Here is a 13,124-nt window from a genome sequence, read left to right as displayed (position 1 = left end):
TCTCCTCCGCCGGTCAGGCAAGGGGGAAGGCCGCCCGCTCTATCGATGTGGCAGGTCGGCCAAGGGGGGATGGCGTTTCAGATGCCGCCCATGCACAGATACTTGAGTTCGAGATACTCGTCGATGCCGTAGACCGAACCTTCGCGGCCCAGGCCCGATTGCTTGATGCCACCAAACGGCGCAACCTCGTTCGAGATCAGCCCCGTGTTGATGCCGACCATGCCGTATTCGAGCTGCTCGGCCACGCGCCAGATGCGGCCGATGTCGCGGCTGAAGAAGTACGACGCCAGGCCAAACTCGGTGTCGTTGGCCAGGCGCACGACTTCCGCTTCGTCCTGGAACTTGAAGATGGCGGAGACCGGGCCGAAAGTTTCTTCGCGCGCGATGAGCATATCGGGCGTGGCGTCGGCCAGCACGGTGGGCTCGACAAAACGCTGCGAGCCGAAGCCCTGCATCAACTTGCCGCCGGCGGTCAGGCGCGCGCCTTTCTGCGTCGCGTCGTTAATGTGGCGCTGCACTTTCTCCACGGCCTGATCGTCGATCAGCGGGCCTTGCACCACGCCCGATTCGAAGCCATTGCCGACTTTGATGCCGCGCACCTTGGCCGAGAGCTTCTCGACAAACACGTCGTACACCGAGGCATGCACGTAGAAACGATTCGTACACACGCACGTCTGGCCGGCGTTGCGGTATTTCGACTGCACTGCGCCTTCCACGGCGGCATCGATGTCGGCGTCGTCGAACACGATGAACGGCGCATGGCCGCCAAGTTCCAACGCCACCTTCTTCACCGTCGGCGAGCATTGCTGCATCAGGATGCGGCCCACCGGCGTCGACCCCGTGAACGACAGATGCCGCACGATCGGCGATTCGCACAGGGCTTTACCGATGGCGATGGATCGGTCCGCGTCGCCCGTCACCACGTTGACTACGCCCTTGGGAATGCCTGCGCGGTGCGCCAGTTCGGCCATCGCCAGCGCGGACAGCGGCGTTTGCTCGGCCGGCTTGATGACGATGGTGCAGCCTGCCGCCATGGCCGGCGCAACCTTCCGGGTGATCATCGCCAGCGGGAAGTTCCACGGCGTGATGGAGGCGCACACGCCCACCGGCTGCTTCAACACGACCATGCGCTTGTCGCGCCAGGTGCTGGCCATCACGTCGCCGGAGACGCGCTTGGCCTCTTCAGCAAACCACTCGATGAACGACGCGCCGTAGACGATTTCGCCCTTGGCTTCGGCCAGGGGCTTGCCTTGTTCGGCGGTCATGAGTGCGGCGAGGTCGTCGGCGTTGGCAATCAGCAGGTCGAACCAGCGGCGCATCAGGCCGGCGCGCTCTTTGCCGGTCAGCTCGCGCCATGCGGGCCACGCCGCATTGGCCGCGTCGATGGCGCGCAGCGTTTCTGCGTGGCCGAGATTGGCGACGTCGGTCAGGTGTGCGTTGGTGGCAGGGTCGTAGACGGGGAAGGTCGCGCCGTCTGCCGCGCCCACCCACGCGCCGTCGACGTAGGACTGCGTTTTGACGAGGGTGCGGTCTGTGATGCGCTCCAGCGCGTTGGCGGCGGTGCGGGATGAGTCGAGTGCTTCGGCCATGGCGTTCTCCATAAGGAAGGCGGGCCCAGTAGACAAAGAGGGCCCGCCTTTTAGATGCAGCAGTCGCTTAACTCGCTAAGAATAACCGAACGATCGTTCGCTCGCAGGCCAGGCCGCCAAGCCTTGTGGTTATTGGAAGAGCGTGTCCCACATGGCGTCGACTTTGGCTTTGACAGCGGTATCCATGACGATGGGCTGACCCCATTCGCGCGTAGTTTCGCCGGGCCATTTGTTGGTGGCATCGATGCCCATCTTGGAGCCCAGGCCTGACACCGGGGAGGCGAAATCAAGGTAGTCGATCGGCGTGTTCTCAACCATGACCGTGTCGCGCGCCGGATCCACGCGCGTGGTGATCGCCCAGATCACTTCCTTCCAGTCGCGCAGGTTCACGTCGTCGTCCACCACCACGATGAACTTCGTATACATGAACTGCCGCAGGAAGCTCCACACGCCAAACATCACGCGTTTGGCGTGGCCGGCATATTGCTTCTTCATGCTGACCAGCGCCATGCGGTAGCTGCAGCCCTCGGGCGGCAGATAGAAATCGGCAATCTCCGGAAACTGCTTCTGGAGCAGCGGCACAAACACTTCATTGAGCGCCACGCCGAGCACGGCCGGCTCATCGGGCGGCTTGCCTGTATACGTAGAGTGATAAATCGGGTCGCGGCGCATCGTGACGCGCTCGACCGTGAACACCGGAAACCAGTCCTGCTCGTTGTAATAGCCGGTGTGATCGCCGAAGGGGCCTTCGAGTGCGTGTTGATAGCCGCTCGGGTGTGTCCGGTCCGGTTGGATGTGGCCTTCGAGGATGATTTCGGCGCCGGCAGGCACTTGCAGTTGTGCTTGCGCGAGCGAAGGTGTCAGGCATGTCGCAAGCTCGGTCCGACTGCCACGCAGCAAGCCGGCAAACTGGTATTCAGATAACGTGTCCGGCACCGGCGTTACCGCGCCGAGAATGGTCGCCGGGTCTGCGCCCAGTGCCACCGCAATCGGAAACGGCTGGCCCGGATTCGCGATGGCGTGCTCGCGGAAATCCAGCGCGCCGCCCCGGTGCGCCAACCAACGCATGATGACTTGGTTGCGACTGATGACCTGCTGTCGGTAAATGCCCAGGTTCTGCCGCTTCTTGTGCGGCCCGCGCGTGATCACCAGCCCCCACGTGACGAGCGGCGCCGCATCGCCTGGCCAGCATGTCTGTACAGGAATGCGCGCGAGGTCGACGTCATTCCCTTCCCATACGATCTCCTGGCACACCGGCGACGACACCTTGCGCGGCGCCATATCCCACACGGCCTTGGCCATCGTCCACAGCTTGCCGGCTTCACGCAGGCCGCGCGGCGGCTCGGGCTCTTTCAACGCCGAGAGCAGGCGCCCCACGTCCCGCAGTTCTTCGAGCGACTCCGCGCCCATGCCCAGCGCCACACGGCGCGTGGTGCCAAACAGGTTTGCGAGCACCGGCATGTCGTACTTCTGTGCGCCGTCCACCGGCTGCTCGAAGACCACCGCTGGGCCTTCGGCGCGCAGCAGGCGGTCACAGACTTCGGTCATTTCCAGGCGTGGCGATACCGGCTGGCGCACGCGGCGCAGTTCGCCCACGCGTTCAAGCTGGGCGAGAAAGTCACGTAAGTCCCTGTATTGCATGGAGATTTTGTAACCAAAGGTAAGGTGGATCGCCTACCACGTGGAGGGGCTGGCCCTCCGAACGGTCGTCCGGGAGACATTTTTTTGGTGTAGGCAGGGTGGCCGCGATTGTACGGCCAAAACCCCATGGCTCCCTGATGACAGAACGCATCGCAGGTCAGCTAGTCCCAACAATGCAGGCTGAATCATAACTTTTAGATATGAAAACTTACTTCTTTATGATTGACTTGGCATAACGCGCTTCCTACAATCCAATCCGATCTGGTAATTGTTGCAGCGCAACATGTTTTCGGCTAACGCCTTCGCTTAACTCTTCGACGTATGAGGGGCGACACCAGAGCACATCAGAATCGCTGCGGGACGTGACCTCCCCAAGGACACGCCCCGCATTTCTCTGGGCACTAGGGGAGTGCCCCCAACAGATGCCGGCTGACTGCAACAGCGCGGCATCCTTACTAAAAACCGTTGCGATTCGAAACGCACGGCGCCAAGCAAAAGAAAGGCGTCTACCGGATCTGCGCAGCGGACGGAGGTAAGTATGAACGGTTGGAAAACCCTTCATTCTTCCGGGATCGGATCGGCGCTGCAACGCCGGCTCGTAGCCCCGGTTGGCCGCCGCCTCGCGCGTGCAGGTCAAGTTGCGCTGCCTCGTAAGCTGCGCATGGAGTTGAACGCAGGGGGCGCTGCCGTGTCCCGCAATGAGTTGCATCCTGGCGTACTGCTGGTGTTCCGCAGCGGGCATGTCGTGCTCAACAGCATCGGCTTGCTGGCTGTGGCCGCCGCAGTTGCACTCTCGCTCAACAGCGAGTGGCGTGCCACGGTCGCTCAACGCGTGCTGCATTTCACGCCGGGTGTCGACACCAGCGTCGCCTCGGCCAATCCGTCACCCGCGATTGCGGCGGGCGTCCAGCCGGTAGCTTTTGCGCCGACTGCGCCGTCTGCCGGTACGGGCGCTGCCCAGGCTGTGGCCCCGGCTACGGCCCAAGGCGGCACGGTCGCGGCTGCTGGTTGGGACACGCTATCCAAGGTGCCGTCCGTGGCCGAGTTGGCTGCGCAGATTCCGAACACGCAAGTCGTCCGCGACGCGCGTGAGTCGGCAACCGCCGGTACCCCGCGAGAGCAGGCTGCCGTGGCGGAATACATCGCCCGCAAATACCGCGTGGCGGCCACTGCCACTGGCCAGTTGGTGAAGGCGGCCTACCAGACCGGCAAGGAAGTCGGCCTGGATCCACTGCTCATCCTGGGCGTGATGGCGATCGAGTCCAGCTTTAACCCGTTCGCCGAAAGCGGTATGGGTGCGCAGGGCCTGATGCAGGTCATGACCAAGGTCCACCAGGACAAGTACGAGGTGATGGGTGGTGTTGGTGCCGCGCTCAACCCGTACGCCAACATCAAGGTTGGTGCGCTCGTGCTGAAGGATTGCATCGCGCGTGCAGGTTCGATTGAAGGTGGCCTGAAGCTGTATGTCGGTGCGGTCACGCAAGGTGACGGCGGCTACGGCGGCAAGGTGCTGCAAGAGCGTTCGCGCCTGCGCATGGTGGCCACGGGGCATCGTTCGCCCATGACGGCGGCGTCCGAGCGCGAACCGGTGAAGCCGGTCGCGACGGCAACGCCTGTGACGCAGGCCGATGCGAAGACGCAAGCCGCCAAGCCGGCCGACAAACAACCGGCTGCGGGTCAGCAGGAAGAGGCACGGCTGGACGACAAGTCCCAAGGCCAGGCCTGATCGACTTGCTTCGCTGCGCTATATAAGAAAGGCCGTCCTTCGGGACGGCCTTTTTTGCTTGGGCGAGGCGCGGAGAGCGTTTTACCGGCCGAACAGCTTGCCCAACCTTGTGACCGCTTCTTCCAGATGCGCCATCGATGTTGCGTACGACAGCCGGATGTAGTGCTGCGCCGTGTGCGGACCAAAATCCAGGCCCGGCACGAGCACCACGCCGGCGTCATGCAGCATCGACTGGGTGAGGGCGTCGGCATTGGCGGCGTGCGGGTGGTTTACGCCACGGCAATCGGCGTAGACATAGAACGCCCCATCCGGCTTGACCGGTACCTTGAAGCCGAGCGACTCTAGGGCCGGCACGATGAAATTGCGGCGGCGACGGAATTCGGCCTTGCGCTGTTCGTAGATCGCCAGCGCTTCCGGCTCAAAGCACGCGAGCGCCGCGTATTGCGCCACCGCTGACGCGCAGATGAACAGATTCTGCGCGACTTTTTCGAACTCGGGCACCAGTTCAGCGGGGGCTACTAGCCAGCCGAGCCGCCAGCCGGTCATGTTGAAATACTTGGAAAAGCTGTTGATCGTGACGACATCATCGCCGAACGACAGTGCTGAGACCGGTGCCTGGTCGTACGACAGGCCTTGGTAGATCTCGTCAACGATCGAAAATCCGCCTCGCGCGCGTACCGTCTGCACGATGCGCTGCAGCTCATCCGGAAGGATCGACGTGCCCGTCGGGTTGGATGGGGAGGCCAGCAACACGCCCTGCGTGCGTTTTCCCCAGTGCGCTTCGACCTGGGCCGCCGTCAACTGGAAGCGCTCTTCCGGCCCCGACGGCACCAGCTTCGCCTCGCCGTTGAAGGCAGCCACGAAGTGACGGTTGCACGGATAGCTCGGATCAGGCATCAGGACTTCGCCGCCAATCTCCACTAGCACCGCACACGCCAGCAGCAGCGCTGCCGACGCACCCGCCGTGACGATGATGCGCTCGGGCGCAATGTCGAGGCCGTAAGTGGTCTGGTAGTAGCGGGCGATGGCGTGGCGCAGTGGGCGAATGCCCAAGGCGCCGGTGTACTGCGTGACGCCACGCCGCATGGCGTCGGCGGCGGCTTGAACTACGGGCTCGGCGGCGGTGAAGTCGGGCTCGCCGATGCCCATGTGGATGATGCTGCGTCCCGCCAGTTCCAGCTCACGGGCCTGCTTGGCCAACTCCATCACGTGAAAGGCGCGGATATTGGCCAGCCGGGCGGCTGTCTGCAGGCGGTGGGCGTCCATCTTGGAGCGGAGTGAAAAGGTAAAGCGAAAAGCAGACGCCGAATTACCGGCGGGCAGCGACCTCGACTGCGCGCACTTGCGCAGCCAGCTTGTCCAGCACGCCGTTGACGTACTTGTAGCCTTCCACGCCGCCGAAGGTCTTGGTCAGTTCAACCGCCTCGTTGATCACGACCTTGTACGGGATGTCCACGCAGTGCACCAACTCGTACGCGCCGACCAGCAGGGCGGCACGTTCGACCGGTGACAGTTCGGCAACCGGGCGATCCAGGTACGGCGTGAACGCCTCGGTCAGCGTGGTTTCTTCGCGGATGGCACCGTGCAGCAGCGCGTCGAAGTGCGCGCGGTCGGCCTTGTTGAAGCCTTGCGCGTCTTGCAGATGCGCTTCGACCACGCCCGGGTCGTTGCGATTGAGCAGCCATTGATACAGACCCTGCAGCGCCAGTTCGCGCGCACGGCGGCGCGCGCTCTTGGCGGGCGCCTTGGTCTTGGCTTGGGAATTGTCTTGCGTCATGGGAAAAGCCTTTGCGCGAGGAAGCGCTTATTCAGTCTCGCCGTCGTCGTCCTGGCCGTGATCCTGCAGACCGTCGAGGTCGTTGGTCAGGTTGGCCATTTCGACGGCGGTGCGGGCGCAGTCGCGACCCTTTTCGCGGGTGCGGGCGTGGGCCTGTGCGTCGGTGTCGGTGGTCAGGATGCCGTTGGCGATGGCGATGTTGAAGTCCAGGCCCACGCGCGTGATGCCGGCGCCCGATTCATTGGACACCAACTCGAAGTGGTACGTCTCACCGCGGATGACTGCGCCCAGCGCAATCAGCGCGTCGAACTGGCCCGATTCGGCCATCTTCTGCAGGGCCAGCGGGACTTCCAGCGCGCCCGGCACGGTCACGAGCAGCACGTCTTCGCCGGCCACGCCGAGTTGTTCGAGTTCAGCGACGCAGGCCTCGCGCAGCGCTTCGCACACGGGCTCGTTGAAACGCGCCTGGACGATGCCGATGCGCAGGCCTTCGCCGTTGAGATTGGTCGGGTAGAAGCCGTGGTCCATGGTGTATTCCGGTTGGGTTGCCGGTGAGGCAACGTCAAAAAAGAAAGCTGGGGCGGCAGCCGAGGCTGCCGGCAAAAAAATCAATGAGTGGCGGCGGACGAAGCGGAAGTGACGTCGGGCGCATCCGCCATCGACTGGTACGCCGTGACCTCCAGATCGTAGCCGACCATGCTCGGCAGCTTGAGTGGCGAGGCAAGCACACGCATCTTGCCCACGCCCACGTCCTTGAGGATCTGCGCGCCGATACCGTAAATGCGCGGATCGGGTTTCGTGCGCGGGCGCTCGTGCGGCGCATCCAGTGCGGTGAACTGGGTGAACAGCCGGTCCGCCGAATCGCCGCAATTAAGCAGGACGACCACGCCGGTCGGGGCAGCCTGGACGGCGCGCAGGGCGGCGGGCACGCTCCACGAGTGCGTCGTGCGCTGGCATTCGAGCAGGTCGAGCACCGACAGCGGCTCATGCACGCGCACCAGCGTTTCGGTGTCCGGCGTGGGCGTGCCTTTGACCAGCGCCAGATGGGCGCGGCCGGCTGCCCGATCGCGGAAGGCGACGGCGTGGAATGTGCCGAACTGCGTCTCCATCGTGCGCTCGCCGACGCGCTCGACGATGCTCTCGGTGCGGCTGCGGTATTGGATCATGTCGGCAATCGTGCCGATCTTCAGGCCGTGCTTCTTGGCGAATTCGACTAGGTCCGGCAAGCGCGCCATGGTCCCGTCGTCCTTCAGGATTTCGCAGATCACAGCGGCGGGTGTCAGGCCAGCCATCGCGGTCAGGTCGCAACCGGCTTCGGTGTGGCCGGCGCGCATCAGCACGCCGCCCTTTTGAGCCCGCAGCGGGAAGATGTGGCCCGGATTCACCAAGTCAGACGGTTTCGCGTTCTTGGCGGCGGCTACCTGAATGGTGCGCGCGCGGTCGGCGGCGGAAATACCGGTGGTCACGCCTTCAGCCGCTTCGATCGACACGGTGAAATTGGTGCCGAACTGCGTACCGTTGCGGCTGGCCATCATCGGGAGGTCGAGCTGATCGCAATGCTCTTCGGTGAGCGTCAGGCACACCAGGCCGCGCGCGTGCGTGACCATGAAGTTGATGGCTTCCGGCGTGACGAAATCACTCGCCAGGATCAGGTCGCCTTCGTTCTCACGGTCTTCCTCGTCGACCAGGATGACCATCCGGCCGGCGCGGATTTCGGCAATGATTTCTTCGACTGTGGCGATCGACATGGCGTAGCAGGGGTGCGCGTCGCCGGCCAACTCCCGCAAATCCGTAATTTCGGGGGCCGTGCGACTGCGTAAATGGGAAGCCCGCTATTGTACGTCAAGGTGGCCCCAAGCCAGTGGGGCCAGCGGTTCAAACGGCTGCCAGAGGTTGGGTGCCCACGGGCAGGCCGATGGCGGCGTGGGTCAGCATGCGTTCCACGTACCGGGCGATCAGGTCGATCTCCAGGTTGACTTGGCTGCCGGCCTTCAAGTGCTTGAGCGTGGTGACCGCCACGGTGTGCGGGATCAGGTTGATCGAGAACTCGCAGCCGTCGGCGTCGTCCCGGACGGTATTGACCGTGAGCGACACGCCGTTGACCACCACGGAGCCCTTGTAGGCGAGATATTTGCCCAGCTCCGCCGGCGCCCGCACACGCAGTTCGTGTGATTCGTTGACCGGCGCGAAATGCGTGACCGTGCCCAAGCCGTCCACGTGGCCGGATACGAGGTGCCCGCCGATGTGGTCGGCCAGGCGCAGGGCCTTCTCGAGATTGACCTCGCCCGGGCGTTCCAGCCCGACTGTCTTGGACAGTGATTCGCGCGACACATCCACGTCGAAGCGGCTGTCAGTTTTGGCAACAACCGTCATGCACGCACCCTGGATGGCGATCGAATCGCCCAACGCCACGTCCGCGAGCGGCAGGCCGCCCGAGTCGATGGACAGGCGCACGCCTGCATCGGCGTTGTCGCCAAGCGGCGAGACGGTTTCAATGCGGCCAACTGCGGCGACGATTCCGGTGAACATAAGCAATCAATCCGTGGGGTTGCGGCGCGCGAGGATGCGGAGGTCGCCCCCGATGCGCGAGATGTCGTAAAAAAAGAATTCGGCCGCGCCTTCCAGCGTCTGCAGCGGCCCCATATTGAACATGCCCTGGCCCGCGCCGAGCACCTTGGGCGCCAGATAGACGAGGATCTCGTCAACCAGCCCTTCGCGTAGCAGCGAGCCGTTGAGCTTGAAGCCGGCCTCGACGTGCAGCTCGTTGATTTCGCGGCGACCCAGCTCGCGCAGGACCGCGGCCAAGTCGACCTTTCCAGCGGCGTTGGGCAGGAGGATGACCTCCGCGCCGCGCTCGCTCAACGCACGCATGCGCCCGGCTTCAGGCTGGGCGGCAAAAATCAGCGTCGGCTCGTGGTGGCCATCTGTGGTGAGGATGTGGGCGTCGAGTGGCACGTCCAGTGCCGAGTCGATCAACACGCGGCGTGGCTGGCGCGGCGTATTAACGGCGCGCACCGTCAGTCGCGGATTGTCTTCGCGGACCGTGCCAATGCCGGTGAGGATGGCGCAGGCGCGCGCGCGCCAGCGGTGGCCGTCGTTGCGTGCTTCGGTTTCAGTAATCCACTGGCTGATGCCGTTGTCCAGCGCGGTGCGGCCGTCCAGCGATGCCCCGACCTTCACGCGCACCCACGGCGTGCCGCGCGTCATGCGCGAGACGAAACCGATGTTCAGCTCACGCGCCTCGCGTTCCAGGAGGCCGCAACGCACGTCGACGCCGGCGTCTCGCAGCTTCTGCAAGCCGCGTCCGGAGACGGCGGGGTTTGGATCTTCCATGGCCGCCACCACGCGCGCAATACCGGCTTCAACCAGACGATCAGCGCAGGGTGGGGTGCGACCAAAGTGGCTGCAGGGCTCCAGCGTCACATAGGCAGTGGCGCCGCGCACATCGTGGCCGCGCGACTGCGCATCCTTGATGGCCTGGATTTCAGCGTGGTCCTGGCCGGCGGGTTGCGTATGACCTTCGCCGATGACGGTGTCGTCACGCACGATCACGCATCCGACGCGCGGGTTTGGCGTCGTGGTGAACAAGCCCTTCTCGGCCAGCGCCAGGGCGCGCTGCATCATGGCGTGGTCGAAGTCGGAGAACATGGGTTTGAAGCGAGAATGAAAAATGGATTATGGGGATGGATACTCTAACTAACAGTCGCCGTTCGAATTTGGCGTGCAGACGCGAGCGCGGCCAGCGGCACTGATGACCACGTTACGTCTATGCCGGCCACTGGAAATTGCTACCGTGGCGCCGGATATCCGTGAGTATCCCATAGGCTCGTAGGAAAGCGCGTCGGGCGGCCGGTTCGAATAGAGCCGCACGATGGGCGCCGTCGGCAGTGGCTCGGACAACAAGGTTCTTGCATCCGATGCAGAATCAGCGCTGGCCCCCTGGGGAAACTCGAGCAGCCGCCAGCCGCTGGCCCAACCACGGGAGGCGTCGCGCGGGGTGAGCAGCGTTCGAACCCGCCGATGCTGTGCCGTCTTCTGGGCCAAGGACAGCGCGCTGGCCAAGCGATCGGCTTGCAGGATGACCATCTCGCGCTGCCAGTAATCGATAACGGGCAGCACGGCCGCTGTGGCAAGTATCCCTACGATCGCCGTCACGATGATCAATTCGATGAGCGTCACACCGGCTTGCGCCGGCCGTCGTTTCGATTCGTTTATGGCCAACATGCGGAATTTTCGGGCCAGCGCTCGCCCGTGCTGCGCAGGACCAACATGCCGCAGGCAGAATCTTCGCGCTCTGGAATTGCAATGACTTGGATGCATTGGGCTGGCGGCAACTCCGTGCCCACGCCGGAGCAAGGCTGGCTGCGGATACTGTACCCATCGACATACAGCTTGGGGCTGGGCATCGACATACCATCGTCATGCCTTCCTGTGCGCGCATAGCGTACTTCCAACTGCGCTAGAGCGGCCACCAACGCGGCGCCGCCTGCGGCACGTCGCGTTCGCTCCCAGTAGGTGGTCCATGCCGACTGTGCAGCAAACGCCAGCACACCGCCAACGACTAGCACGACCATCAACTCGATGAGCGTGAATCCACGTCGTGGTCGCATTAGCGCGTACTCGTTTCAGTCATCTCTCGCCAGCTCAACCGGCCGAGTTGACGTGTGTAGCGACGTGTTTCGAGTTGACGAGTGCGCCCGCTTTCAACATGCCACAGTGTTGTATTTACGCTTTGCGTGGGTTTACCGGCAGCGGTGGCGCCCCAAGCGTCCGTTTGCACGGTGATGAGCGGCGCGCTGGCGAGTATGTGGCCGGTGTGACCGTCCTTGCGCTGTGGCAGTCCAGTCAGTGTGTCCAGCAAGTAGGCACGGTCACGCCCTGCAATATCCCGCGTGGTGAGCAGGAGGCTATGCGAGCCAGCCGTGCTGAGGTCGTCCGGCAACTGCCCGCCGGGCAAGTCGATGCACCAGCCGTTTTGCGAGCTGTGCGCATGGGGTTCGATGACGACACCATCAGCGACATCCGTAGCGCCCAGGCTCGTCAAACTGTCACGTGAAAGGCGACGTGAACCACCGTCTGTTACCCCATATAGGGTGGCATTGCCGTCATCATCAACGGCAGTGAAGACCAGTAGCGGACCGCCGGCCGTTGCGGCAAGCAGAATCGGCGCGAGAATCCGCTGAATCGATCCGGAACGCGATGTGGCTGTAAAAAACGGAAGACGGCGATCGGCCTGGTTATTGCCCAGCGCGTTCGACCACGGCGGAGCGCCTGTCAGATCAAAGCGCCAGATTTGGCCTTGAGCGTCGCCAGCGTAGGCCGCAGTGGCAGTGCCTTTCAGCCCGAGGGCTATGGCGGCCGGCCCCAGGCCGCCACGACTGACGTCCGTCGGTATCGTGACCGCATAGGCTGTGCGATCCGGCAGCCAGGAGGCCGATCGCTGCTGTTCGACTGACAGCAACAAGAGCTTGCTCGGCGCGCCCGCTTTGCCGCGGCCATTGCCGCTGATGGCAAACCAGCGTGGTGTGGAATCGCCGCCGTCGGGCACGGCTACCACGGGGACAGGGCCTTCCATCTCACCAACATCGTGATCGTCGTCGCCGTCGTAAGCCAGCATGGGCGGCGGAGAGGAAGAAGATACCGGGTCGGTGACGTCGACGAGGAAGAGGCCGGGCGCCATCGCTCCGTTGGTGCATGCAAGTATCGAGTGCCATTCTGTACCAGTCCATGCATCGGCAGCGAATGGGCGTGGGCAGACGGGGCGTGGCACAGGCTGCCCTGGCGAAGCATTCTTGGCCGCCGTTACAAGAACAGCGTCAGGCATTACGGCGAAACGTTCTACCCCAGTAAGAGCGTCAAAACCGTGAAGCACGCCGTCGTTGGCGCCGACGTAGACCATCCAAGGCCGTCGCGCATGTTGCTCGCGGAAACGGATATGACGCGGGTCGAGTACAAAGCCGGGAGGGCCAAGCAGTTGCACGCGCGCGCCGCGCATGGCACCAAGCAGTCCAGTCCGCGGCCGCAGGGCCGGTTTGCCTCGTTCATGTCGCCGAATGCCGCGAAGATAGTTGACGCGCTCCGCTCCGACTTCGTCTGTCGCATTGATCACCGCTTGCTGCATGGGCGACAGGGCTTCCCACAGCAGGGGAGCTGGGGCGTGCTGTGCGGAATCACGGTCGCGGAACGTCCAGAGATGCCGCGTATCCACTGGCATTGCGTTGAGAATCGCATCGGCTTCCCAAAGATCGGTCGGTGCAGGCGCATCGAGTGTCCCCAATGTAGGCAGAAAGTGAAGGGCACGCAGTCGACCGGCCCATGCGTCGTCGCCATGCGCAACGATGACGTGTGTCGGCAGGTGTCCAGCAGAGTGATCGCTAGCTGCTGAAGCCAT

At 63.8% G+C, this 13,124-nt stretch carries 12 protein-coding genes; 1 reads left to right on the top strand and 11 read right to left on the bottom strand.

Annotated elements, in window-relative coordinates:
* Positions 1-77: 77 nt before the first annotated feature.
* Both NG898_RS15860 and ubiD read right to left on the bottom strand, forming a co-directional pair.
* Positions 78-1,589, bottom strand: coding sequence for an NAD-dependent succinate-semialdehyde dehydrogenase (locus NG898_RS15860; protein WP_252693316.1), 1,512 nt, complete (start codon positions 1,587-1,589; stop codon positions 78-80).
* A gap of 129 nt (positions 1,590-1,718) precedes the next feature.
* Entirely contained in the window at positions 1,719-3,230 is a 1,512-nt protein-coding gene (ubiD, locus tag NG898_RS15855) for a 4-hydroxy-3-polyprenylbenzoate decarboxylase (RefSeq protein ID WP_252693315.1), read from the bottom strand.
* A 538-nt stretch (positions 3,231-3,768) separates the two neighbouring features.
* On the opposite strand from ubiD, the gene NG898_RS15850 reads away from it, so the two are divergent.
* Positions 3,769-4,956 (top strand): lytic transglycosylase domain-containing protein, encoded by a 1,188-nt coding sequence (locus NG898_RS15850; protein ID WP_252693314.1) that lies wholly within the window; start codon positions 3,769-3,771, stop codon positions 4,954-4,956.
* Between the two features lie 81 nt (positions 4,957-5,037).
* Here the strand turns inward: NG898_RS15850 and NG898_RS15845 are convergent, their stop codons facing one another.
* From NG898_RS15845 to NG898_RS15810, 9 genes are all read right to left on the bottom strand, one after another.
* Complete coding sequence (locus NG898_RS15845; RefSeq protein ID WP_252693313.1) at positions 5,038-6,222, bottom strand: pyridoxal phosphate-dependent aminotransferase; 1,185 nt, start codon at positions 6,220-6,222, stop codon at positions 5,038-5,040.
* A gap of 43 nt (positions 6,223-6,265) precedes the next feature.
* Positions 6,266-6,733: a transcription antitermination factor NusB gene (gene nusB / locus NG898_RS15840; protein WP_012761449.1), complete on the bottom strand. Its 468-nt coding sequence runs from the start codon at positions 6,731-6,733 to the stop codon at positions 6,266-6,268.
* 27 nt (positions 6,734-6,760) lie between these two features.
* Complete coding sequence (ribH, locus tag NG898_RS15835; protein WP_252693312.1) at positions 6,761-7,261, bottom strand: 6,7-dimethyl-8-ribityllumazine synthase; 501 nt, start codon at positions 7,259-7,261, stop codon at positions 6,761-6,763.
* Positions 7,262-7,341: 80 nt separating this feature from the next.
* Positions 7,342-8,481 (bottom strand): bifunctional 3,4-dihydroxy-2-butanone-4-phosphate synthase/GTP cyclohydrolase II, encoded by a 1,140-nt coding sequence (ribBA, locus tag NG898_RS15830; protein WP_252693311.1) that lies wholly within the window; start codon positions 8,479-8,481, stop codon positions 7,342-7,344.
* Between the two features lie 127 nt (positions 8,482-8,608).
* Positions 8,609-9,262, bottom strand: coding sequence for a riboflavin synthase (locus NG898_RS15825; protein ID WP_252693310.1), 654 nt, complete (start codon positions 9,260-9,262; stop codon positions 8,609-8,611).
* A 6-nt stretch (positions 9,263-9,268) separates the two neighbouring features.
* Entirely contained in the window at positions 9,269-10,381 is a 1,113-nt protein-coding gene (ribD, locus tag NG898_RS15820; RefSeq protein WP_252693309.1) for a bifunctional diaminohydroxyphosphoribosylaminopyrimidine deaminase/5-amino-6-(5-phosphoribosylamino)uracil reductase RibD, read from the bottom strand.
* 48 nt (positions 10,382-10,429) lie between these two features.
* Complete coding sequence (locus NG898_RS15815; RefSeq protein ID WP_260780881.1) at positions 10,430-10,957, bottom strand: GspH/FimT family pseudopilin; 528 nt, start codon at positions 10,955-10,957, stop codon at positions 10,430-10,432.
* The gene (locus NG898_RS26240) at positions 10,945-11,343 is read right to left on the bottom strand and encodes a prepilin-type N-terminal cleavage/methylation domain-containing protein (RefSeq protein ID WP_260780880.1); all 399 of its coding nucleotides are present in this window, start codon (positions 11,341-11,343) and stop codon (positions 10,945-10,947) included. The genes NG898_RS15815 and NG898_RS26240 overlap by 13 nt, the downstream gene beginning before the upstream one ends.
* Positions 11,343-13,124: a pilus assembly protein gene (locus NG898_RS15810; protein WP_252693307.1), complete on the bottom strand. Its 1,782-nt coding sequence runs from the start codon at positions 13,122-13,124 to the stop codon at positions 11,343-11,345. Before NG898_RS15810 ends, NG898_RS26240 begins: the two co-directional genes overlap by 1 nt.

The organism is Ralstonia mojiangensis (genome assembly GCF_023955645.1).
Taxonomy (GTDB): Bacteria; Pseudomonadota; Gammaproteobacteria; order Burkholderiales; family Burkholderiaceae; genus Ralstonia; species Ralstonia mojiangensis.
Note: the sequence above shows the minus strand (reverse complement) of the source record. Positions and strands in the feature narration are given on the sequence as shown.